This is a genomic window from Brockia lithotrophica (genome assembly GCF_003633725.1).
Lineage (GTDB): Bacteria > Bacillota > Bacilli > Thermicanales > DSM-22653 > Brockia > Brockia lithotrophica.
On record NZ_RBIJ01000002.1, the window covers coordinates 180,294 to 202,719 of the forward strand.

The 22,426-nt window shown below is 61.9% G+C and carries 28 protein-coding genes and 1 riboswitch; of the genes, 2 read left to right on the forward strand and 26 right to left on the reverse strand.

Annotation, left to right across the window (positions count from 1 at the left end; genetic code table 11):
• Window positions 1–161: 161 nt before the first annotated feature.
• From rplA to C7438_RS09625, 15 genes are all read right to left on the reverse strand, one after another.
• Window positions 162–854, reverse strand: coding sequence for a 50S ribosomal protein L1 (rplA, locus tag C7438_RS04925; protein ID WP_121444242.1), 693 nt, complete (start codon window positions 852–854; stop codon window positions 162–164).
• A gap of 48 nt (window positions 855–902) precedes the next feature.
• A complete protein-coding gene (gene rplK / locus C7438_RS04930; RefSeq protein WP_121444243.1) occupies window positions 903–1,328 on the reverse strand; it encodes a 50S ribosomal protein L11 in 426 nt (141 codons plus the stop codon).
• Window positions 1,329–1,452: 124 nt separating this feature from the next.
• Window positions 1,453–1,998, reverse strand: a complete 546-nt coding sequence (nusG, locus tag C7438_RS04935; protein WP_121444244.1) for a transcription termination/antitermination protein NusG — start codon at window positions 1,996–1,998, stop codon at window positions 1,453–1,455.
• Between the two features lie 17 nt (window positions 1,999–2,015).
• Entirely contained in the window at window positions 2,016–2,228 is a 213-nt protein-coding gene (secE, locus tag C7438_RS04940; RefSeq protein ID WP_121444245.1) for a preprotein translocase subunit SecE, read from the reverse strand.
• 16 nt (window positions 2,229–2,244) lie between these two features.
• Entirely contained in the window at window positions 2,245–2,394 is a 150-nt protein-coding gene (rpmG, locus tag C7438_RS04945; protein ID WP_170143573.1) for a 50S ribosomal protein L33, read from the reverse strand.
• Window positions 2,395–2,475: 81 nt separating this feature from the next.
• Window positions 2,476–3,072, reverse strand: coding sequence for an RNA polymerase sporulation sigma factor SigH (sigH, locus tag C7438_RS04950; protein ID WP_245956511.1), 597 nt, complete (start codon window positions 3,070–3,072; stop codon window positions 2,476–2,478).
• 297 nt (window positions 3,073–3,369) lie between these two features.
• Window positions 3,370–4,140 carry a 23S rRNA (guanosine(2251)-2'-O)-methyltransferase RlmB gene (gene rlmB, locus C7438_RS04955; protein ID WP_170143574.1) on the reverse strand — a complete coding sequence of 257 codons (771 nt, stop codon included), beginning with the start codon at window positions 4,138–4,140 and terminating at the stop codon, window positions 3,370–3,372.
• Window positions 4,141–4,181: 41 nt separating this feature from the next.
• A complete protein-coding gene (gene cysS, locus C7438_RS04960) occupies window positions 4,182–5,594 on the reverse strand; it encodes a cysteine--tRNA ligase (RefSeq protein ID WP_170143575.1) in 1,413 nt (470 codons plus the stop codon).
• A 133-nt stretch (window positions 5,595–5,727) separates the two neighbouring features.
• Window positions 5,728–6,432 (reverse strand): serine O-acetyltransferase, encoded by a 705-nt coding sequence (gene cysE / locus C7438_RS04965; protein WP_121444249.1) that lies wholly within the window; start codon window positions 6,430–6,432, stop codon window positions 5,728–5,730.
• Window positions 6,433–6,472: 40 nt separating this feature from the next.
• Window positions 6,473–7,396, reverse strand: coding sequence for a glutamate--tRNA ligase family protein (locus tag C7438_RS04970; protein WP_121444250.1), 924 nt, complete (start codon window positions 7,394–7,396; stop codon window positions 6,473–6,475).
• Between the two features lies 1 nt (window position 7,397).
• Window positions 7,398–7,910: a 2-C-methyl-D-erythritol 2,4-cyclodiphosphate synthase gene (ispF, locus tag C7438_RS04975; protein ID WP_121444251.1), complete on the reverse strand. Its 513-nt coding sequence runs from the start codon at window positions 7,908–7,910 to the stop codon at window positions 7,398–7,400.
• A 13-nt stretch (window positions 7,911–7,923) separates the two neighbouring features.
• Window positions 7,924–8,640, reverse strand: coding sequence for a 2-C-methyl-D-erythritol 4-phosphate cytidylyltransferase (gene ispD / locus C7438_RS04980; RefSeq protein ID WP_211322076.1), 717 nt, complete (start codon window positions 8,638–8,640; stop codon window positions 7,924–7,926).
• Window positions 8,641–8,884: 244 nt separating this feature from the next.
• A complete protein-coding gene (locus C7438_RS04985; protein ID WP_121444329.1) occupies window positions 8,885–9,979 on the reverse strand; it encodes a PIN/TRAM domain-containing protein in 1,095 nt (364 codons plus the stop codon).
• A gap of 108 nt (window positions 9,980–10,087) precedes the next feature.
• Entirely contained in the window at window positions 10,088–10,573 is a 486-nt protein-coding gene (locus C7438_RS04990) for a CarD family transcriptional regulator (RefSeq protein ID WP_121444253.1), read from the reverse strand.
• A 180-nt stretch (window positions 10,574–10,753) separates the two neighbouring features.
• Window positions 10,754–10,885 carry an LPXTG cell wall anchor domain-containing protein gene (locus C7438_RS09625; protein WP_353653310.1) on the reverse strand — a complete coding sequence of 44 codons (132 nt, stop codon included), beginning with the start codon at window positions 10,883–10,885 and terminating at the stop codon, window positions 10,754–10,756.
• 90 nt (window positions 10,886–10,975) lie between these two features.
• Here C7438_RS09625 and C7438_RS09140 point away from each other — a divergent pair, with 90 nt between their 5' ends.
• Window positions 10,976–11,212, forward strand: a complete 237-nt coding sequence (locus C7438_RS09140; protein ID WP_170143577.1) for a hypothetical protein — start codon at window positions 10,976–10,978, stop codon at window positions 11,210–11,212.
• A gap of 385 nt (window positions 11,213–11,597) precedes the next feature.
• Here the strand turns inward: C7438_RS09140 and C7438_RS05000 are convergent, their stop codons facing one another.
• From C7438_RS05000 to C7438_RS05015, 4 genes are all read right to left on the reverse strand, one after another.
• Window positions 11,598–11,996 (reverse strand): hypothetical protein, encoded by a 399-nt coding sequence (locus C7438_RS05000; protein WP_121444255.1) that lies wholly within the window; start codon window positions 11,994–11,996, stop codon window positions 11,598–11,600.
• A gap of 198 nt (window positions 11,997–12,194) precedes the next feature.
• The gene (locus C7438_RS05005; RefSeq protein ID WP_121444256.1) at window positions 12,195–12,590 is read right to left on the reverse strand and encodes a hypothetical protein; all 396 of its coding nucleotides are present in this window, start codon (window positions 12,588–12,590) and stop codon (window positions 12,195–12,197) included.
• 58 nt (window positions 12,591–12,648) lie between these two features.
• Complete coding sequence (locus C7438_RS05010; RefSeq protein WP_121444257.1) at window positions 12,649–13,044, reverse strand: hypothetical protein; 396 nt, start codon at window positions 13,042–13,044, stop codon at window positions 12,649–12,651.
• Between the two features lie 51 nt (window positions 13,045–13,095).
• Complete coding sequence (locus C7438_RS05015) at window positions 13,096–13,395, reverse strand: hypothetical protein (protein WP_121444258.1); 300 nt, start codon at window positions 13,393–13,395, stop codon at window positions 13,096–13,098.
• 249 nt (window positions 13,396–13,644) lie between these two features.
• Between C7438_RS05015 and purU the strand changes: the two genes are divergently transcribed.
• On the forward strand, window positions 13,645–14,505 hold the full coding sequence (purU, locus tag C7438_RS05020) for a formyltetrahydrofolate deformylase (protein WP_121444259.1): 861 nt from the start codon (window positions 13,645–13,647) through the stop codon (window positions 14,503–14,505).
• An 18-nt stretch (window positions 14,506–14,523) separates the two neighbouring features.
• Here the strand turns inward: purU and C7438_RS05025 are convergent, their stop codons facing one another.
• The 7 genes from C7438_RS05025 to C7438_RS05055 form a co-directional block, all read right to left on the reverse strand.
• Window positions 14,524–15,633 carry a LacI family DNA-binding transcriptional regulator gene (locus C7438_RS05025; RefSeq protein ID WP_121444260.1) on the reverse strand — a complete coding sequence of 370 codons (1,110 nt, stop codon included), beginning with the start codon at window positions 15,631–15,633 and terminating at the stop codon, window positions 14,524–14,526.
• A 154-nt stretch (window positions 15,634–15,787) separates the two neighbouring features.
• Entirely contained in the window at window positions 15,788–16,327 is a 540-nt protein-coding gene (locus C7438_RS05030) for a hypothetical protein (RefSeq protein ID WP_147401995.1), read from the reverse strand.
• Window positions 16,328–16,468: 141 nt separating this feature from the next.
• A riboswitch (cyclic di-GMP riboswitch) is annotated at window positions 16,469–16,566 on the reverse strand.
• A 165-nt stretch (window positions 16,567–16,731) separates the two neighbouring features.
• Complete coding sequence (locus C7438_RS05035; RefSeq protein ID WP_121444262.1) at window positions 16,732–19,167, reverse strand: ATP-dependent Clp protease ATP-binding subunit; 2,436 nt, start codon at window positions 19,165–19,167, stop codon at window positions 16,732–16,734.
• Between the two features lie 158 nt (window positions 19,168–19,325).
• Complete coding sequence (locus C7438_RS05040; protein WP_121444263.1) at window positions 19,326–20,429, reverse strand: protein arginine kinase; 1,104 nt, start codon at window positions 20,427–20,429, stop codon at window positions 19,326–19,328.
• Window positions 20,430–20,443: 14 nt separating this feature from the next.
• Window positions 20,444–21,019 carry a UvrB/UvrC motif-containing protein gene (locus C7438_RS05045; RefSeq protein WP_121444264.1) on the reverse strand — a complete coding sequence of 192 codons (576 nt, stop codon included), beginning with the start codon at window positions 21,017–21,019 and terminating at the stop codon, window positions 20,444–20,446.
• Window positions 21,009–21,506 carry a CtsR family transcriptional regulator gene (locus tag C7438_RS05050; RefSeq protein WP_121444265.1) on the reverse strand — a complete coding sequence of 166 codons (498 nt, stop codon included), beginning with the start codon at window positions 21,504–21,506 and terminating at the stop codon, window positions 21,009–21,011. Before C7438_RS05050 ends, C7438_RS05045 begins: the two co-directional genes overlap by 11 nt.
• Before the next feature lie 214 nt (window positions 21,507–21,720).
• A complete protein-coding gene (locus tag C7438_RS05055; RefSeq protein ID WP_121444266.1) occupies window positions 21,721–22,395 on the reverse strand; it encodes an HAD family hydrolase in 675 nt (224 codons plus the stop codon).
• Window positions 22,396–22,426 lie beyond the last annotated feature (31 nt).

A 22,426-nucleotide genomic window follows, 5' to 3' on the forward strand; every position in this document is an offset into this window, starting at 1 on the left:
CGCTCGTGGCGGGGCACCGAAAAAAGGCGACAGACGCCGGGTTTCCGACGCGCACCTCGGAAGGCGGGATCTCCCCATTATGCCGCGGCGTCGCCGCGGGCACCTTCCGTCTTCGGTGCCTCCGAATCTATTCGGGTCAAAGGCCTGACCTTCTTTGCATCTCAGGCGATTTCGCTCAGATCCACGGGAATCCCAGGACCCATCGTCGCGCTCAACGTGACGTTTCGAATGTACTGGCCTCGCGCGGCGGCGGGCTTGAGCCGCTTCAACTGGTCCAAAAAGGCGCGCAAGTTTTCTTCGAGGTGTTCCGTGGGGAAGGACACCTTGCCGATGGGGATGTGGACGTTGCCCTGCTTGTCGGTGCGGAACTCCACGCGCCCCATCTTGATCTCGCGCACGGCCTTCGCTACGTCTTGGGTCACCGTCCCCGTCTTCGGGTTCGGCATGAGTCCCCGCGGCCCGAGAATCTTCCCGAGGCGGCCGACGAGACCCATCATGTCCGGGGTGGCTACGGCGACGTCGAAGTCGAGGAAGCCCTGTTCGATCCGGGAGACGAGCTCCTCCGCCCCCACGATATCCGCACCGGCCTCCTGCGCCTCTTTCGCCTTGTCCCCCTTGGCGAACACGAGGACGCGCATCGTCTTCCCCGTCCCGTGGGGAAGGACGACCGTCCCGCGCACCTGCTGGTCGGCCTTACGCACGTCCACGCCAAGGCGCACCGCCGCCTCTACCGTCGCGTCAAAGGAGGCGTACGACGTGCGCTTTACCAGTTCGATGGCCTCCCGCACACTGTACCGGCGGTCCTTTTCCACGAGCTTGAGCGCTTCCAAGTAGTTCTTCCCGCGCTTGGGCATTCCTTCCACCTCCGTGGTGCGAGCGGGGAAACCCCTCCCACGCAACCTTTAGTCCTCGACGACGATGCCCATGCTCCGGGCGGTTCCCTCGATCATGCTCATCGCCGCCTCGAGGGAATTCGCGTTCAAATCCTTCATCTTGAGGGCGGCGATTTCCCGCAGCTTCTCGCGGGAGATCTTGCCCACGATCCGCTTGTTGGGTTCTCCCGAGCCCTTTTCCACGCCCGCGGCCTTTTTGAGCAGGTCGGATGCCGGCGGCGTCTTCGTCACAAAGGTAAACGACCGGTCCTCGTACACGGTGATCTCCACCGGCACGATCGAGCCAGCCATGTCCGCCGTTCGGGCGTTGAACTCCTTGACGAAGGCCATGATGTTGACTCCCGCCTGCCCCAAAGCCGGACCTACGGGCGGAGCCGGGGAAGCTTTCCCACCAGGGATCTGGAGTTTGATGACTTTGACGACCTTCTTTGCCACGCGTTCTCCCCCCTTCCGCCTTCGGAAGCCACGTCCGTCGCCCGAGTTTACCACGGCCGAAACCGCGTTGCAAGCTCCGGCGCGAGGCGGTGCGCCAACGAGCGCCCCGGGAAGCGAAGCCGCCTCAGTGGCGCTCCACCTGGTGGAAGTCGAGCTCTACGGGAGTCTCACGGCCAAAAAAGTCCACGAGGACGCGCACCTTTTTCCGAACCTCGTCCACGTGGTCCACCACGCCGTACATCCCCTCGAGCGGACCCTCACGCACCTCTACCCGGTCGCCGACGCGAAACGAGACCTCTGTTCGCGGGGTCTCCACGCCGAGGCGCGCGAGTATGCGCTCTGCCTCCTCCGGGGAAAGGGGGAGCGGCTTCATTCCAGGACCTTGGGCGCCGACGAACCCCGTGACGCCCGGTGTGTTCCGGACGACGTACCACGATTCGTCGGTCATGATCATCTCCACGAGGACGTACCCCGGGAAGATCCGGCGTTCGTGTTTATGTACCTTGCCGTTTTTTACCTCTTCGACCTCTTCCGTAGGTACGACCACGCGAAAGATGCGGTCCTGCATCCCCATGGACTGCACGCGCTTTTCGAGGTTCGCCTTGACCTTGTTTTCATACCCAGAAAACGTGTGCACAACGTACCATTGCGGCTCTTCGCCCACGTCCATACCCTCCCCTCCCGGACTCACCAGAGGAAGGTTCGGACGAGAAATGCGAGGAGCACGTCCAGCCCGTAGAAGAACAACGCCACGATCGCAACGGTGGCGAGTACGACGTACGTGTACGTCGCGAGTTCCTTCCGCGTGGGCCAGCGAACCTTTTTGAGCTCCGCAACGCTCTCGCGGAAAAAGGTCCGCATCTGCCGGTACGCCGCCCCGATCCTCGCCGCAACCCCCACGAACTTCCCTCCTCGGTCACTTCGTTTCCCGGTGGAGGGTGTGCGTCCGGCAGTACTTGCAGTACTTCCGGAGTTCCAGACGTTCCGGGTGCTTCTGCTTGTTCTTCGTCGTCGCGTAGTTCCGACGCTTGCACTGCGTGCATTCCAACGTGACTACGACGCGCACGTCACCCCACCCCCTCATACCCGTTGAATGTAGCACGGATAGGAGGAGATGTCAACGGTTTCGGGCGCGTCGCGCGGCGGTTCACTCCTCGCGCGCTTCAGAGTTGGTTTTGAGAAGTCGCTCGAGTTTGCGCTTGATGCGCTGAAGGGCGTTGTCAACCGCCTTCACCTGGCGGTGGAGGCGTTCGGCAATTTCTTGGTACGAATTTCCGTCGAGGTAGAGGAGGAGGACGTTCTTTTCAAAGTCGCTCAGGATTTCCCGAAGCCTTTCCCCGAGTTCTCGGCGTTCCTCCTCGCGCACGAGGTGAACTAGGGGATCCGACTCTGCCTCATCCCCCAAGACGTCGAGGAGGGTGCGCTCGGAAAACTCATCTTCGTAGATGGGCTTGTCCAAAGAGACGTAGGAGTTGAGCGGAAGGTGCTTTTGCCGCGTCGCCGTCTTTACGGCTGTGATCATCTGGCGCGTCACGCACATCTCGGCAAAGGCGCGGAAAGACGAGGGTCGGTCGTCGCGGAAATCCCGAATCGCTTTGAAAAAACCGATCATCCCCTCTTGCACGATGTCCTCCCGATCCGCGCCTACGAGAAAATACGATCGCGCCTTTACGCGGACGAACGTTCGGTACCGGTCGAGCAATACGTCGAGCGCCTCGCTGTGGCCGAGCTGCACGAGGCGCACGAGTTCTTCGTCGCTCCGCTCTTCTAAAGAACTCCGGACTTCGGAAACCTCCGGCGAAGGGCTGGGGGTTTGCTCCCGAAGGGGCCCAGGCGAAACGTCGCCCGGGTAAGGTGCGCGGACCTCAAACGCCACAACGCTCCCCCCTGGCCATCCCGTTATCACACGTCCATTATGCCGAACTTTCTCAGCACTCGTCAAGTTTCTCTTTCTTCCCTCGCGCTTCCGCGATCGGCGGTGGAAATCGATCCGCGTCCCCAAAGTCCGGCCTTCCGCCAGGAGTTTGCACGTCGGTACAACTTACGACAGGGGAAACCTCTGCCTGTAGGCTTCGTAGAGGAGGAGGGCGGCGGCCACCGAGGCGTTCAGCGAACCTACGCCCCCCCGCATAGGAATTTCGACGCGCTCGTCGCAGGTCTCCAGGACGAGGCGGGACAATCCGCGGCCCTCACTTCCCACGACAAGAACGGTAGGCGGAGTATAGTCCGCACGGCGATAGTCCTTTCCCCCGTCCATCACCGCACCGATCACCCAAGCCCCCGCCTCCTGAAGGGTTTGCAACGCCCGAACGAGGTTAGGAACGCGCGTCGGCGGAAGAATGTGCGCCGCCCCGGCGGAAGCTTTGATCACGGCAGGGGTTACCCCGGCGCTCCGACGTTCGGGTAGAAGCACCGCTCCCGCCCCGACGGCGACGGCGGTGCGGATGGCGGCGCCGACGTTTTGCGGATCTTCCCAGTGGTCGAGGGCGAGGAGGAGGGGGGTCTCCGGCCCCTTTGCCGTCCGCGTACGGGATACCCACGCGACGAGTTCGGCGAAAGATGGCCCTTCGCGCAGGACGACGCGCGCCGCGACGCCTTGGTGCCGGATCCGCGGAACCTCGGGTGCCTCTCGGCGAAGGAGTTCGTCGAGCTTTTGCCGCGGGACGTAAAGGACAGGGACGCCGCGGGCGCGGGCCAGACGTTCGATGTCCTCCCGCGTGCGGTGCGCCAAGTCGTCCTGAAGCCATATCCGCTCTACGACGTCTCCTCGCAGGAGCGCTTCGCGTACCGGATGGCGTCCGTAGATGAGCACGTCGCTCCCTCCTCCGACCGGCACCTGTTCGAGAACAAAGGTTACGACCGACGTCGGCGAACTCGCGTTCCCGTCGGGGTGTCTTCGACGATGAGCCCGCGCCGAACGAGCTCTTCTCGCAAGGAATCGGCCTTGGCGAAGTCGCGGGCCTGTCGGGCCTTTTCGCGTTCGGCGAGAAGGGCGGCCTCCTCCTCGGTGAGCTCAACGTCGGAGAGGCTGAGGTCGATGCCGAGGACGTCGGCCATACGCCTGAGGGCTTCGCGAACCGCCGCCAACCTTTGCCGGCCTTCTTGGTCTTCGAGCTTGAGAAGGGAGTACACGCTCCGAGCCGTCTCGTATAGGACCTTGAGGGCGTTTGGCGTGTTCAGATCGTCGGCGAGGGCCTCCCAAAAAGGGCGAAGAAGGCCGGCGACGTCCTCTTCCTTCGCCTCGATCCCCTTTCCCTCCAATGCCCGTTCGGCCTCGGCGTAAGCCAGGCGCAGGCGGAAGAGGGCCTGTTCGGCCTGTACGATCGCCTCAAACCGAAAGACGAGGGGGCTTCGGTAGTGGGTACCGAGGAGGAAGAGGCGGATCGCGCTCCCCTCGCTTTGCCGGAGGAGGTCGCGGACCAAGACGACGTTCCCCAGGGACTTCGACATCTTTTCGTCCCCTACGGTCACGAAGCCCACGTGCATCCACACGCGCACGAAGGGATTCCCCGTCGCCCCTTCCGATTGGGCGATCTCGTTCTCGTGGTGGGGAAAGATGAGGTCTTCCCCGCCCCCGTGGATGTCGAAGGTCTCCCCGAGATACTTCATGGACATCGCCGAGCACTCGATGTGCCATCCCGGCCGGCCCGCAGACCAAGGGGCGTCCCACGTCGGCTCCCCTGGCTTGGCCTTTTTCCACAGGGCGAAATCCAAGGGGTCTTCTTTCCGCGGGTCGACCTCCACGCGCGCCCCCGCGAGAAGTTTCTCGGGAGGCTGTCCGGAAAGCTTCCCGTACTCGGGAAAGGCGCGCACGCGGAAATACACGTCGCCGTCTACGACGTACGCCATTCCCCGCGCGATCAGGCGTTCAATGAGCCGAACCATGTCGTGAATGTGCTCCGTCGCCCGGGGCCGAACCGTCGCCGGCAGGACACCCAAAGCGGCCATGTCTTCCTCGTACGCCCGGATGAACTTCGCGGCTATCCGTTCCGGAGGTTCGCCGCTCTCTTCCGCGGCCCGCAGAATCTTGTCGTCGACGTCCGTGTAGTTGTGCACGTACGTCACGCGGTACCCCATGGCGCGCAAGAAGCGGTACAGCACGTCGAAGACCACGGCGACCCGGGCGTTCCCGATGTGAACGTAGTTGTACACCGTCGGACCGCACACGTACATCCGAACCTCGGGAGGGCGAAGGGGCTCGAAGCGTTCCTTTCGCCGCGTGAGGGTGTTTGTAAGAAAGATGTCGATAGAGGGAACTTCCGCCATGGGCAAACCTCACTTTCTCTGGGCATTTTTTCGAGCGATCCCCTGGGGCGCGAAGGATCGCCTCCCTCGCCCTTCCCTTTGGGATCAAAATCCGGGACGAAGTGCTTCGTTTCTCAGAGGTGCACCCGGAACGTTACGATTCGCGCGAAGAGCTTTTCCTTCGTTCGCGGAGGGTGATTTCGAGGGCCTCGGAAATCGCGTCCAAGCGCTTCAATTCGTGCAGGAGGTTGGCGAGTTTCGCCTCGAGGAGGGCGAGCTCCTCCGAACAAGGGTCGGGAAGATCTCCGTGATCGAGCACGTGAACGGGAGGACGTGCGGGGTCGAAGGTCCTGCGGACGGCGCGCCCAGGTACGCCGACCACCGTCGCATGTGGTGGTACGTCTCGAAGTACCACGGCGCCGGCTCCGATCTTTGCGTAATCCCCTACCGTGATCGCACCCAACACCTTGGCCCCCGCACCCACGAGGACGCCCCTCCCCAACGTCGGATGGCGTTTCCCCTTTTCCTTCCCCGTTCCCCCCAGGGTGACGCCTTGGTAGAGCACGCAATCGTCCCCGACCTCTGCCGTCTCGCCGATGACCACGCCCATCCCGTGGTCGATCACGACGCGCCGCCCGATCTTCGCCCCGGGGTGGATTTCGATCCCCGTCAGGAAACGCACGATCTGGGAAAGCGCTCGGGCAAGAAACCGAAGCCCTAACCGCCAGAGGGCGTGGTTCACGCGGTGCGCGAGGATCGCGTGAAACCCGGGGTAGAGAAAGAAGACCTCCCAGCGGCTCCGTGCCGCCGGATCGTGGGTGAGAAAGGCATCGAGATCTTCCCAAAGTCGTCGGAACACGGTCCCCTCACCCGCCTTTCGCTTCCCCGAACCGTTGCGCTCATACTGGACGCTGCGCCCCCTCCGAAGAAAGGGAAATCCTGGGGAAAACGACCTCGAAGGCGTCTTGTGCGGACGCAAGCCCTTCTTCAGCCCCCGCCAAGCGCAGCCATACCCGGAGAAACTCCCTTAGTGGCGGCTCCGAAGAAGAGGAAATGACGACGCCTTTGCTCTTGAGTGCCGTGCGGAATTCCTCCCATGCGGGCGTCGGGGGGAATGCCCGCCATTCGGGAGAAGAAAACCCGAGGGACTCAAACAGAGCTTCTCGAACGGCAAGTTCTTCTTTTTTCTGCGGGCGCGGAGGAAAGGCGGCGGTGATGTCCATCAAGGCGTCGTCGACAACTTCCGCAAACGGGAGACTCGGTCCTCCCCGCTCGCCTACGAGAACAACTCCCGTCCCGCCTTCCGGAAGGGAAAGGAATGGGCCGCCGGAGGGAAATCCGGCACCCTCCCAGGGATACACGATCCATACCTCTTCCTTCCGTTCGCCGGGGACATCGAGGACGCGTTCGGCGGATATGGGGTGCAAAGCCTCGGGAAAAGGGCCGGACGTTACCAGATAGGCTCGGGCCTTCCCGAGCCGAAGGAGACGTTCGGCAAAGTGGCGGTATACCTCGAGTCGACGCGAGCTGCGGTAGGGTCCGTAGGGTCCGCCTACGTCCGGCCCTTCGTCCCACGTCAGAGAAAGTTCCCGGGCGAGGGACTGAAGCTCTTCCCACGTGCGGGCACCCGACGCCCCGCCGCCGACATCGTAAACGCGAACGACAAAACTTCCCGCTTGCGAACGCGCAAAAATCCAAGAAGCGAGGAGCGCCCCGAGTTCTTCTCCTCTGAACACCGACGCCCCTTCCCGAAGCACGTACCGCGTTCGCACGCGACCTGCCTGCGCGAAACCGCGCGAAAACCAGTCAATTTCCTCACGCATGTCACCGCAGTCTCCCTTCGTCGTGCGCACCCGAAACCTCTGAGGAGAAGAGGAGGACGACGGCCCAAGCGGCAATCCCTTCTTTTTTCCCCAAAGCGCCGAGCCTCTCGGGCGTTGTCGCCTTTACGCTCACGCGCTCCGGCGAAGTGTCGAGGAGTTCGGCGATCCTTTTGCGCATCTCGGGGATATAAGGGGACAGCTTCGGTTCCTCCGCGACGATCACGGCATCCGCGTTCCCCACCCGGTATCCACGTGCGCGCACGAGATCGAAGGCGTACCGCACGATTTCTCCGCTGTCGAGGTTGCGAAAGCGGGGATCGGTATTGGGGAAGTGTTCGCCTATATCTCCCAAGGCGAGTGCGCCAAGCAGGGCGTCCGCAAGAGCGTGGAGGAGCACGTCGGCATCCGAATGGCCTTCCAGCCCGCGATCGTAGGGAATGGAAACTCCCCCCAAGACGAGCGGCCGCATTACGGCAAAGCGGTGTACGTCGTAGCCAATGCCCACCCGAAACAAGGGCAAACCCTCCTCACGGTTCGGCGTCGTATCCCTTTGGCGCGGGTGGAGCGCCCGACTCAACACGGAAACCCTGTCCCTCGGCGTCCTCGGATGCAGACAAAACTCGTAGAAGGGCTTCCGCCACGGCGAGATCCTCGGGTGTTGTGAGCTTCAGGTTGTATTCCTCACCTTCCGTCCAAAACACGGGATGGCCCAGGAGCTCGAAAACGCTCGCCTCGTCCGTGACTTCCCAACCCCGACGTTCTGCCTCTTCCAAGGCGCGCAAAAGATCCGCCCTAGGAAATGCCTGGGGAGTTTGCACCCGAACGAGACCTTCCCGCTTCGGCGTGCGCAAAACTTGCCGCCCGGAGATTTCCTTGATCGTATCCTTCACGGGAAGGGCCGGTACGACGATGCGCCCTTCCCGCGCGTACGCCGCCATCCTTCGGACGAGCGCCTCGCTCACGAGGGGGCGCACGCCGTCGTGTACGAGCACCCCGTGCACCTCCTCGGACAAGGCGCGAACGCCCAAAAACACGCTGTCTTGCCGGCGTTCCCCGCCCGCAACGATACGAAAACCGCGAATTCCGTAAGCGGCCAAGAGGGAACCTACCCGCGGCACATCTTCGCGGCGGACGACGATCACCTTTTCTCCGATTTCCGAAACGCGGGCAAATACTTGAGCCGTACGTACGAGGACGGGAATGCCGGCGAGGGGGAGAAAGGGCTTCCGCACGTTCCCCCCCATTCGTCTTCCCTCACCGGCCGCCACAAGTACCACACCCACTGTTCCCATGGAAAAAAGAGGCCCCTTTCGAGAAGACGAGCTGACGAATCGGCGGCGGACAACGACATTTCGCCCCTCTCGTCCATTGTAGCGGAATTTTGCAAGACGTTCCCCGGATGCGGCGCACCTCTGCCCTGTGCGTCGCCCGAGCAAAAAAGGAAGAGCCCACCGCGTGTGCTCTTCCTCGCGTACGAGATCTCGCTCTCTACAGGGCCTTTTCGTATAGCTTTGGCTTTGCGAACACCATCCGTCCGGCGGACGTCTGAAGGACGCTCGTGACGACGACGGCAACTCGCTCCCCCATGTGGGCCTTCCCGTCTTCCACGACGATCATCGTCCCGTCCTCGAGGTACGCGACTCCCTGCCCTTCTTCCTTTCCGTCGCGAATGATCTGCACGGTAAGCTCCTCGCCCGGAAGTACGATCGGTTTGAGGGCGTTGGCGAGGTCGTTTACGTTCAGCACGGGGATGCCCTGAAGCTCGCAAACTTTGTTTAGGTTGAAATCCGTAGTAAGGATCGACGCCCCGAGTTTCTTGGCCAGCTTTACGAGACGCATGTCCACGGGGCCGTCCCCCGCCTCGCCTTCGTAAATGAGGAGCGGTGCCTTCTTGGCCTTTTGCATGCGCGCGAGAATATCTAACCCTCTACGTCCGCGATTTCGCTTAAGGACGTCGGCGGAATCGGCGATGTGCTGAAGTTCCTCGAGAACAAAGAGGGGAACGAGGAGCACGCCCTCAAGAAATCCCGTGTCTAAAATGTCCGCAATGCGGCCGTCGATGATCACGCTTGTGTCCAAAATCTTTATGCTCGCCTTGGACCGTTCGGCGAGCGCCGCCCGGTCTTCCCGATCTTTTTCTCGCTCGCGTCCGCGTTCGCGTGCGCGTCCGACTTGAAAGAAAGCGAAGAGTTCGTCTTTTTTGCTCGCCCCTACTTTAAATCCGAGGTACCCCAAAAAGACGGATAAGAAAATGGGCACGAAGAGATTCAACACGGGAACTTCTTTGAGGGGCCAGTACAAAAGGAGAGAAACGAGAAGACCGACAAAAAGTCCGGCAATCCCGGTCAGGAGGTCGCCCGCCGGGATGCGGGTGAGCGCCTCCTCGAGGCGAAGAACCCCGCGTTCAAAGGGAGAAGCCAAGAGGAAGGAAATCCCGAGAAAAAGAAGCCCGCCTACCCCCGCACCGACGAAGGGGGCATATACGGTGTTTACCGGCTCCCAAAACTGAAAAAGCGTCGTCACGAAATACCCGAGTGCACCGCCCAAGAGGACCATGAAGAGTTGAAAGGCGCGACGCATCAGCATGTGAAGGATCACCTCCCGATACACATTGTGGGCGGTTTTCTCGCGCCCAAAACCCTACGGCCTCCCCTTTTGCGGATCGGGAGTCTCCGCAAGTTTGTATACGCCTCACTCTCCGAGACACACCCAGCCTTCGATCCATGCTCCCGCCTGCTCGAAATCTACGGAAAGCACGAAGGCAACTTCACTTACGAGAATTTGCCGGGCAAGCTCGTAGATCTTCCGTTCTCCTGCGGACAATCCCCTCCGTTTATCCCTTCGATGGAGTGTCCGAAACACGCTGGCCACCTCGAACAGGTCGCCCGTCCGAATCCGTTCCTGGTAGCTCCGTTGCCTGTGGCTCCACTGTAAGGACTCTTCCTCGTCCGGGGCGCTCAAAATCTCCGGGAGCACGTCCACCTTGGAACGATCGACGACTTCCCGTACTCCGAGGCTTTCCACACGGTCCACGGGAAACATGACCTTCATCGAACCCAGGGGAAGGTAGACGATGTAATACGCCTTGCGTTCCCCCATGAGCTCCTTTTCTTCGATGCCCTCGACAATTCCGGCTCCATGGAGGGGATAGACCACCCGATCGCCAACGCGAAACATGTACGCCCCTCCTTTCGCGCACTCGGTTTAAGCATACCATAGGCGGAAGGGAGGGGCAATGACCATGAGATGTAATGATATTGCAATACACGCCTTCTTGTCAAGGAAACGATCGAGACACGCCGACCCCTGAGCACAAAAAGAGACCTCCCCGAAGGGAGGCCAAGGTACTCCCGCAAACTAGTCTTCCTCGCGCCGGCTACGCCAGAGAAAGAAGGTTCCCAACCCAAGGAGCGCACTGGCGCCTCCGATAAGGGGTAGAGAACCTGGCACTTCCCCGGTACGTGGAAGTACGGGAGATTCCCCACGCACTTCCTGCCCTTGCCGCGGCGGAGGCTCTTCCGTAACGGGCTGCAGGGTAGGTTCCGCAGGCGCAGGCGGTGCCGGCGGCTGCTCAAGCGGTTGCTCAGGAGACGGCTGCTCGGGCGGCTTCGGCTGCTCGGGTGGCTTCGGCTGCTCGGGTGGCTTCGGTTGCTCGGGTGGCTTCGGCTGCTCGGGTGGCTTCGGTTGCTCGGGTGGCTTCGGTTGCTCAGGGGCCGGTTGCTCGGGTGGCTTCGGTTGCTCGGGTGGCTTCGGCTGCTCGGGTGGCTTCGGTTGCTCGGGTGGTTGCCCCGGGCAGAGCTTGCACGTGTCGTTTAAGAACTGATCGCCGCCGTTGCCCAAATAGCCGATGGGGTGACCCGGAGGTTGAAAGGTTTCCGGTCCCAAGTTGGGCAGAGAAGGGAGAGTAGGAAGCGGTGGAAAAGAAACAAACGTGACCGTCGTCGTCGCGCGTTGTTCCGTCTTTCCGATCCCGGATGTAGTGGTCGTAAGGTCGACGTTCACCTGTGTTGCCGCGTTTGGCGATAGAAGGCCGCGCAATTCGGCGACGAGGTCGTCGAGGGAGTTCGAAGCGTATGCGTGGGGTTTCCCTACGCCGTACAGAACGAGGGACACTCCGACCCCTGCGAGGAGGAGACGCGCGCGCGGGCGTCGGAAAAAGGACAACCCTATCCCCCCTTTTCCATGCGGAATTCGGGGTACCTTACTTCCCGCTTAGAGAGCTTCCGAGCCCCGCAAGAAGTGCCCCGAGCGCCCGCGTCGTCGACGCAAGGCCGTTGTCCGCCTTCACCCGGGAAGAGGCGTAGTACTCTCCGTACGTCACGCATGCTCCGGCTTCCGTGCTGCCGCCGAGAAGCGAACTTACTACACCCGTCAGACCCCCGGCAGTTTCCTTCGTCGCCGCAACCGCCGTCACACGTACGCCGTCGGAGGTTTGGATTCCCGCTTTCGCCTGTGCGTTGATTTCCGTGGAACCCACGAGTTGCCCAACGGCGGTCAAAAGGTCACCCAACGCGTTCCCCTGCGCAAACGCAGGGATCACAGGAAGGAGCAACGAAGCAGACAAGGCAAACGCGGCTACTCCTCGGCGGACAATACGCATGCCGATCCCTCCCACGAGGTGTAAGATTTTGAAAACGGGCCATCCACTTTAGAGGCGCATCTTTCGGATTTATATTCCTAGGACAGCCCTACGACGAACTCTAGCACACGGCTCGCCAAGGTTCAAGCTCTGCCTCCCAGGAAAAAGGCGGGTAGCTTTAGGCTACCCGCCTTTTGTTCTTCCTCGGGAACACTCGGATTACTTTCCGAGAACCCCACCCAAAAGTCCCGCCAAACCGGCGGAGAGGGCACGGACCGAGGAAGCAAGGCCGTAGTCTCCGTTCGTGTAGGCACCGGCGGAGAGGTTGTTGGGGCCCTTGATCTCCGCAGCAGTGCTGTAGCTCCCGCCCAAAAGGCCGCCTACGAGGCCGTTCAGGCCGGTCTGCTTGTTCCCGTAGGTCGCCTGCGCCGTAAGAACGGCGTTCGGCGTGGTAGCCTCTACGTAGCTCACGGCGCCGATGTCGTGGTCACCTACCAATTGCCCTACCGCCGTGAGGAGGTCGCCGAGGGCGTTCCCCTGGGCAAACGCCAGGCCGCCGCCGGCAAAGAGAACGAGAGCCAATACGGCCACAACGACTCCCATGCGTACCTTCATCGTTTCCCTTCCCCCCGCTTGTTGAGGTAGTCAGACTCCCGCTCCGAATTCCTTTGGCTTACTTCCCGGCCAACGCGCTGCCGAGCCCCGCAAGAAGCGCCCCAAGCGCCCGCGTCGTCGATGCGAGGCCCCAGTCGGCGTTCACGCTCGCCTTAGCCGAATACTGATCGTACGTCGCGTACGCTCCCGCCTGAGTGCTCCCGCCCATGAGGGAGGTCACGACCCCCGTGAGACCGCCAGCCGTCTCCTTCGTCGCCGCAACCGCCGTCACGCTGACGTCGCCCGTCTGGATGGCCGCCTTCGCTTGCGCGTTTACCTCCGTAGAGCCGACGAGCTGACCTACCGCCGTCAGAAGGTCCCCCAACGCGTTCCCCTGCGCAAACGCGGGGACAACGGGGAGGAGCAGGGCTACGGACAAAACCGCCGCCAAGAGACCCTTCTGCCCTACTTTCACGGCCGAATCCCTCCTCACCTAAGGTTTGTGTACGAACGCCCGGAGCTTGTCCTACTTTCCGTCCGGCAGCTTGGGCAACCACACCTGCGTCGAGGATTCTGCGCGGATGGTGACCCCGTTCTTCTCGCCTACGAAGGACGCAGAGGAGCCGTACCTCCCCGGCGAAACTTCGGTGAGCGGGGACACCACCTCCACGCTCTGGCCGTTCCAATCCACCCGTACGCTCGACGACCCGCTCAGGTCGCCAAAGGACCAGGAATTCAATTCGGAAATCCAGGACCACAGGGCGCCCCATCCTGCCGGAAGGAACGCGAGAAGGAGGAGCGTCGCGAGTGCCGCACCTCGCCGCATCGACTCACCCCCTTCCCGGAGGACAACCCGCGCCTATAACGCTATCAGACAAGGGGGAAGAGAAGCAAGACGAATTCCTATGAATTTTTTTCTCCCTCAAGTTAACTTTTTTCCGTATCTCGGTGCCGTGCAGGGGAAACGCCTTTGCGAGTCCCCCTTGCCCATCTCCCGCACAATGCCGTATGGTACTTCACGTGACGCCCTTGGATCGGAACAGCCAACGCCGTGTGCGGGAAGGAGAGAAACCAGGTGGAAGCGGATCGGGCACGCATCCTCCTCACCTGCGTCGACCGTCCGGGCATCGTCGCCAACGTTTCAGGTACCCTCTACCGCTTGGGGGCAAACATCGTCGAACTCGACCAGTACACAACGGCGCCTTGGGGCGGAAGGTTGTTCATGCGCGTGGAGTTCTTACTCCCCGGGCTCGAAGAAAGGCGAGGGGAGCTCGAAGAATCGCTGCACGAACTCTCGGAATCCTGGGACATCGAGTTTCAACTCCACTTCGCCTCGCAGCGCAAGCGCGTGGTCGTCTTCGCCTCCCTCGCCGACCATGCCCTTCTCGAACTCCTCCACCTTTGGAGAAACGGAGAACTTCCCGGAGACATCGTCGCCGTAGTGAGCAACCACACGCGCCTCGCCCATGCCGTATCCGCCTACGACGTTCCTTACCACCACGTACCCGTAGACCGCGAAAAGAAGGAGGAAGCGGAAAAGACCATCCTCGAACTTCTCGAAGGGTACCGCCCGGACCTCTTAGTCCTTGCCCGCTACATGCAGATCCTTTCCCCCGATTTCGTCCGCCGCTTTCCGAACCGCATCATCAACATCCACCATTCCTTTCTTCCCGCCTTTGTAGGCAAAAATCCCTACGAACAGGCGTACGCCCGCGGCGTCAAGCTCATCGGAGCGACCGCCCATTACGTTACCGAAGGCCTCGACGAGGGACCGATCATCGAGCAGGACGTAGCGCGCGTAACCCATCGCGCCTCCCTCGCTACTTTTAAGCAAATCGGAAGAGACATCGAACGTACGGTACTCGCCCGGGCGGTAAAGTGGCACCTAGAAGACCGAATCCTCGTCTACGAAAACAAGACCATCGTCTTCGTCTGACGCACTGACAGTGCAGGTTCACGCATCCTCTCGTCGGCGAGATGAACTCCGGGCCACGAGCGTAACGTCAAACCACACTTCTCGAGGTTCCCGTCTGGGATCTTCCAAAAGCGACAGGACGACGGTTACGGCCTTCTGCCCGAGTTGCTCGATGGGCTGGGCGACCGTGCTCAACTCGGGTTCGGACATTTCCGTCAAGGGAATCCCATCGTACCCTACGATCCCCACGTCTTCGGGAACCCTTCTCCCCTGGCGTACCGCAAACTTGAGGATCCCCAAAGCCATGAGGTCGTTTGCAGCAAAGACGGCGTCGACCTCCGGATGTTCCAAAAACAGGCGCCGAGCCGCAGCCATTCCGCCGCGAAAGGTAAAATCCGATTCCACGAAGATGGGTCCGTGCTCGGCCCCCACCTCAAGGAGCCCTTCCATATACCCTCCCAGACGTTCGCGAGCCGGAACGTATCCCAGGGGGCCCGTTACGTGGGCGATCGTTCGGTATCCCTGCTCCCACAAATGCCGGACGGCCTTGCGGGCCCCTTGGCGATCGCGCACGCGCAGAGCAACGCTTTTCGAATAGGACGGGGCGCGATCCAACATCACCATGGGGATTCCGTGCCTTTCCAAAACCCTGAGCTCCTCCTGAGAAATGCCGTGGGCGGCAACAATCAAGCCATCCACGAAACGCCGGCGGGCGAGATCGGCGAGCGTTCGCCCTTTTCGTTGCCCGCAGGTCCACACCAAAACCCCATACCCTTCCCGCGCCGCTTCTTCCGTCACCGCCTTGAGGAGCAGCGTGAAGAAGGGGTTCTCGAGATCCGAGACGAGAATCGCGATCATACCGCTCCGCCCGCGGGCGAGATTCCTCGCAACCACGTTGGGTTCGAACTTTAAGGCCTGAATGGCCGCCTCGATACGCGCCGCCGTTTCCTGCCCGACGTATCCCTTCTTGTTGAGGTACCGAGAGACGGAAGCGACGGATACCCCCGCAAGTTCTGCCACGTCGCGAATCGTCGCCGAAGAAGGGACGTCCTCGGACGGAAACCGGTTCCCCACCGAGCCTTCGCTCCCTTCTGAGACACCCGCCGAGCCCACCGAAGGTGGGGCGCTTTCCCGGTCCTTTTCGTCCATGAGCGACACCTTCCCCGAAATGTCGGTTCTCGAATCCCGACCGAAAGGCAACGCCTTCGTCCCCAAAGATGGGAAAAGAGGTCCGCCCACCCTTTCCCCGGCGGGCGGACCACCGCCTACAGTTTGCTAGAAGGACACGCACCCTCGGCCGAAGCTACAACGAAGCTTCCGTCAGGCGGTGAAGGTACTGGAGTTCCTCGAGAATCGCCTCCCGCAGGATCTTCGCCTCTTCCTTAGAGTACGTTCCCCATCCTTCGAGGGTGGAAAGCTTCGCCTCGAGCTCTTGCAGCTTCAGAGAGGGAAGGGCGAGGATCTCTGCCTCCACCGCGGTGCCGCGCGCCCGATCGAGGATTCGCTGCATTTTCGCCTCGTGCGTCGCGCGAATTTGCTCTCGCGCCCGCGCCCGCTTGGAAACGGAATTTTGTTCTTGGCCCTTCTCCGACTTGCGTACCTCTCCGTTTCCCGGCTTCGCTTCTTCCTTCCCCTTCTCGTCGGAAGGAACGGATTTCTCGTCCGGGTGATCGAGTTCTTCGTGGTCTTCCGACGATTCCCGGGAAGACTCGTCGTTCCCTACCTCTTCTTTTGCTTCCGTCTTTTTCTCTGTCTTCGAAGGAACGTCTTGGGCGACGAGAACCGATCCCTTCACGTCCGTAGGGGACCCGATGCCCAACGCCTTTTGCAGGTTCCCCCACATGCCTCCCGGGTGCGCATACGCAAAAGTGGCACCCGCAAAGAAGAGCACAACGAGCGCGCCAATCACCAACGCAGAGCGTCTCCCAAGCATGTCTTGTCACCTCACCCCAAAACTTGTGTGAGGCGACCGCTTTCCCGGCAGACCGGCAGCTGGCTGGCGTGGCGGAGGTAGACTCTTCCTCCGCGGTAGCCCCTGTAGCTTTGCGTCCGACGCTTTCGCGTCGTTTGCCCTGAACGGTCGCCTTCTTCCCCTTCAGTGTATCGTCCTTTTCCGGAAAAATCCACAGGGGGAACCCGAAAGCTCGAAGAGTTTTCCGCCTTTTCGAAAGGGGGCGGCTCCCCTGCCCGCCCGTCGTTCGTTCGAAAAAAGGCCACCGGGAAAGGATCCCGGTGGCCGTGACGATTTCAACCTACGGGCGCCTCTCGAATGACCACCACTTCGCCGTCCTTGATGTCGAGCACTACGCGGTCGCCCGCGTGGATCGTGCCCTTGAGGAGTTCCTCCGAAAGGCGGTCTTCTACGAGGCGTTGGAGCATGCGGCGAATGGGCCGGGCGCCGTACTGGGGATCGAAACCCACTTCGGCAACGTGCCGGATGAGGTCCTCGGTGACCGTCACTTCGATTCCCTGCTCCTTTACGCGGGCGGCGATCTCGTCGGCAAGGCGACGGACGATCGCTTCGATGTGCTCCTTCTCCAGCGGGTGGAAGACGATGATCTCGTCGATGCGGTTCAAGAACTCGGGACGGAAGGTACGCCGAAGCTCTTCGAGCACCCGAGATTTCATCGTCTCGTAGTCGATGCGGTCCTGCTGGGCCGTAAAGCCGAGGCGCGTACCGCGCTGGATGAGTTCTTGGCCGACGTTGGAGGTCATGATGATCACGGTGTTCTTGAAGTCCACCGTCCGTCCCTTGCCGTCTGTAAGGCGCCCGTCGTCGAGGACCTGAAGGAGGATGTTGAAGACTTCGGGGTGCGCCTTTTCGATCTCGTCGAGGAGGATTACGGAGTACGGCTTCCGCCGCACGCGCTCGGTCAACTGTCCGCCTTCTTCGTATCCGACATAGCCCGGAGGTGCGCCAATGAGGCGGGACGTCGTGTGCCGCTCCATGTACTCGGACATGTCCACCCGAATGAGGGCGTCTTCGTCTCCGAAGAGGGCTTCGGCCAACGCACGGGCGAGTTCGGTCTTCCCTACGCCCGTGGGTCCGAGGAAGATGAACGAACCGATGGGGCGCTTGGGGTCCTTAAGCCCCGCAAATGCACGGCGGATCGCCCGCGCCACCGCCTCGACCGCCTCGTCCTGCCCGATCACGCGGCGGTGAAGGACTTCTTCGAGGCGGAGGAGGCGTTCCCGTTCGTCCTCCTGCAGCTGCCGCACGGGGATCCCCGTCCAGCTGGAGACGATCTGGGCGATGTGCTCGGCGGTCACCTCGGCATCCGTCCGCCCTTGCTTCTCGCGCCAGGCGGCCCGCTCCCGCTCGAGCTTTTCTTTGATCTTCTGCTCGCGATCCCGAAGGGCGGCCGCCTTTTCGAATTCCTGGCTCTGCACCGCCGCGTCCTTTTCCTTGCGGATCTCCTCGAGTTCCTGCTCGAGCTTCTTGATCTGCGGGGGAACCATGTAGGAATCGAGACGCACGCGGCTTGCCGCCTCGTCGATGAGGTCGATCGCCTTATCCGGGAGAAAACGGTCGGTAATGTACCGGTGCGAGAGTTTCACCGCCGCCTCGATCGCCTCGTCCGTGATCTTAACGCGGTGGTGCGCTTCGTACCGATCGCGCAGACCCTTGAGAATTTCGATCGTGTCCTCGGGGGAAGGCTCGTCTACGAGGATCGGCGTAAAGCGACGTTCAAGGGCCGGGTCCTTTTCGATGTACTTCCGGTACTCGTCCAAGGTCGTCGCGCCGATGACCTGGATTTCTCCACGGGCCAGGGCGGGCTTCAGGATGTTCGACGCATCGATCGCCCCCTCGGCTCCCCCGGCTCCAATGAGCGTGTGCAACTCGTCGATGAAGAGAATCACGTTCCCCGCCTGCCGGATTTCGTCGAGGATCTTCTTCAGCCGATCCTCAAACTCGCCGCGGTACTTCGTACCGGCTACGACGGTCGCCATATCCAGGTTCATCACGCGCTTGTCGCGGAGGATTTCCGGGACCTCGCCGGCGACGATGCGTTGGGCAAGCCCTTCCACGATGGCCGTCTTCCCCACCCCGGGTTCTCCGATGAGCACGGGGTTGTTTTTCGTCCGACGAGAGAGGATTTGAATTACGCGCTCGATTTCCTTGTCCCGCCCAATCACCGGATCGAGCTCGCCTTCCCGGGCGAGGGCGGTGAGGTCGCGCGCGAGGGCGTCCAACGTCGGCGTAGAAGAGCCCTTTTGGGCGGGTTGGCCGGAGGACTGGGCGAATTCCGTCGTCCCGAGGAGTTGAAGCACCTGCTGGCGCGCCTTCGTGAGGCTCACGCCCAAGTTCGCAAGGACGCGGGCAGCTACCCCTTCTCCTTCGCGGATGAGCCCGAGGAGGATGTGCTCCGTGCCTACGTAGGTGTGGCCGAGCTTCCGCGCCTCGTCAAAGGCGAGCTCAATGACCTTTTTCGCACGCGGCGTGTACGTCGTGCTCGTCGGTCGCTCCGTTCCGCGGCCTACGAGTCCCTCCACCTCTTCGCGGATTTGTTCCAGGGAAAGCCCCATGCTTTTGAGCACGCGGGCAGCGATTCCTTCCCCCTCGCGGATGAGCCCGAGGAGGATGTGCTCCGTGCCTATGGACGAGTGCCCCAGCCGGATGGCCTCATCTTGCGCAAGGGCGAGAACGCGCTGCGCCCGCTCGGTAAACCGGCCAAACATCATGGAATCCACCTCCCGGAAAATTTCTACGCGGCATTTCAGATCTCGAACCGATCCACACGGTAGGATGAGGAAATGCTTTACAACGGGGAAGGACGTGCAAAGCACTGGCCGCCTCCTCTGCGTATCCTTTTCGCCGGAGGCGGGAGAAATTCCCGCTCCTAACCGCGGGCCATCGCTTCTTTGAGATGGCGGCGGATGAGCACGGCCCGTCGCTCGTCTCGTTCTGCAGGCCCCAAGCTTTCGCCGAAGGTGTACTGCAGGAAATTGGGGCGGATCATCACCCAAAGTTCGCGCAGCGCGCGGGAGGGGATGCCTTGCACGAGCCCGAGGTGTACGCCGAGGAGGACGTCGGATATGCGCTCCATCGCCTCGCGCGTGCTGATGCGCCTGGCGGAGGTGAGGATCCCGTAACTCCGGTAGATCCGGTCTTCCAGGGCAACGCGGTCCTCGCGAAGAAGGACGTCCCGCGCACGACGCTCCTGTTCGATGACCTGACGGGCGATGCCGAGGAGGTTTTCCAAAAGCTCGCCTTCGCTCAAGCCCAGGGTCACCTGGTTGGACACTTGGTAGAGGTTTCCCTCCGCCTCCGTCCCTTCCCCGTAAATCCCGCGCACGACGAGGCCGACCTTTTGTACGGCCTCCACGACCTGACCCAAGGTGCGCGTGAGCGCGAGGGCGGGAAGGTGAAGCATCACGGATGCCCGCATCCCCGTCCCTACGTTGGTTGGACAGGCGGTGAGAAAACCGTACCGCGGATCGAAGGCGATGTCGAGGTGTGCGGCCAAAAGGTCGTCCACGTGGTCCGCCTCGCGGTAGGCCTCCTGCAGGGCAAGTCCTGCCGCAAACGTCTGAAGGCGGAGGTGATCTTCTTCGTTCACCATGAGGCTTACCGCCTCGTCTTGGCGGACGATCACGGCTCCCGCGGGATTTTCCGCCAAAAGCGGGCTTATGAGGTGCTTTTCCACGAGAATCCCACGGGCAAAGGGGGGGATCTCCCCCATGCGGATTCGCACGTATTGCGCCGCATCGGGAAAGGCCGCTAGGGCGGATTCCACGCGGGTGAGTACCGCCTGGGCGTCGCGGGGCCGCATGGCCGTCGGAAAGGGGAATTCCCGAAGGTTCCGCGCGAGACGCACGCGGCTGGAGACGGCCACATCTCCTTCCGGCCCCTCTTCCCGAAGAGCGGCGCCGAGCGGGGTGCGGAGGAATCGGTCTACCTCGCCGTCCAGAGGGGCAAAGGAGCGCGCGCGTTCTTCTGCCATGCCATCCGCCTCCTTTAGCCTGCTCGGCCGCCGAGTTCGTTTTCGAGGGCGCGAATTTCGTCGCGAATGCGCGCCGCTTCCTCGTACGCCTCCTCTTCGACCTTGCGCCGAAGCTCCGCGCGAAGTTCTTCGAGCCTTTTTTTGAGGTGAGAGGAAGGGTCGCGGGCGGGCGATTTTCCCCGATGCTCACTCGCCCCGTGGATGCGGCGAAAGAGCGGCGCAAGCCGCGGACGGAAGGCCTCGTAGCATTCGCTGCAGCCGAACTTCCCCTTTTCCCGGAATTCCCGCCACGTCATCCCGCACTTCGGACAACGGAGGTCGTCGTCGCGTTCCCGCGGAGAACCTTCCTTTCCTCCGAACGACCCGAAAAAGCTTTGCAGCAGTTCCGGAAGCGGGAAAAACGTCGAAGAAAACGGCTGCAAACCCTCCACGAAGGGCTTAAACTCCTCCGGGAAGGGCGGGGGGAGTTCTCCAAGCTCCCGAAGCTCCCGCGCGCACTCTTCACACAGGTGAAGTTCCACCTTCTGGTCGCCGACCACCTTGGTGATGTGGACCGTCGCCGGGCGTTTCTTGCAGCGCTCACAGAGCATCCCCGTTCCCCCTTTCCGCCGCACGCAGGGAAAGAACCTCCAAAAGGCGGCGTAGGATCCTCCCGCGCAGGAGGTCCCGCTCTTCTGCCCGGCCGCCGAGAACCTCGGGAGCGAGGAGGGCGCCAAGGAGCTCCCCTTCGCCCTGCGAGAGAACCCCTTCCTGCACGAGAAAGTCCAAGAGTCCTCGCGCCTCGCGGTACGAGAACTTCGTACCTTCCGTCGCTACGCGTTCGACGAATTCTCGCCACGTTTCGGGGAGGGCGACGCGGGCGATGCGCAAAAACCCCGTCATCCCCCGTCGGCTTTCGACCACGTATCCGTGGTTTAGAGTGAAGCGCGTGGAAATCACGTAGTTGATTTGGGAAGGGGCGACGCGGAAGGTCTCCGCAAGTTCCGACCTTCGGACGACGACTGTGCCGGTCGGGCTTTCGTCGAGGAGGCGCTTGAGGTACGCTTCGATGGTATCGGCAAGCGACGCCACCCTCATCTCCACCCCCTCCGCCTCGACACTTTACACCTCTAGCGTACCCGGAACTTTGCACCGGGGAAATTCCGAAAGTGCGGAGGAAGTCTAATCTGACCATCCCTGACGTTTGAAGTATACCACATCTCCTCTATTCTTGGCAAGAAAAGGGCGCCCCGAAGCTCGGGGCGCCCCACCACCTAAGCGGAAATTTATGCGGGAGAAGCCGCTCCCCCCGTCACACCGTTTTTCGCGCCAGGAGGATGCGGACCGCTTCGGGAAAACTTTGGGCGTACGCATCCGCACCCCGGAGTTCTTCCCGGGACCCGTATCCGTACGTGCACGCGACGCGATACAGGCTGTGGGCGGTGCCCGCCTCAAGGTCGCTCACGCGGTCGCCTACGATGGCTCCCCCGGAAGACGAAAGCCCGTACTCGTCCACGATGCGGCCCACGAGCTCCTCCTTCCGGGCGGCGCGAAACGAAAAGGCGTCGTACACCCCGGCGAAATACGGCCGGAGGGAAAAACGCTCCAGGATCGCGCTTAGGTAGTTCGCCTCTCCGTTCGAAGCGATGAAGAGCGTCAATCCCGAAGCCGCAAGTTCGGAGATCCCCTCTACGACTCCGGGGTAGAGCCTCCCTTCGCCCGCCTTCAGAAGTTCGAGTTCTTTGCCGCGCATCGTCCGGTCGGCCCAGAGGGCGAGCTCCGGATCGTCGAACCCGAGAAGGGTGCTCCACATCTTTCGGTAGGTCATCCCGAGCGTCCGGCGTAGCTCTCCTTCCGACGGAAGGTCGACGTTCACGCCGCGCTCCCGCAGGGCTTGGAAGGTGTGGACGAAGGCGGGAAAGGCGACGCTCCAGGCGTCGAAAAGGGTCCCGTCCATGTCAAAGACGACGTAGCGCAATCCCTCCACGTTTTGTCCTCCCCTTCGCGACGCGAGGGCG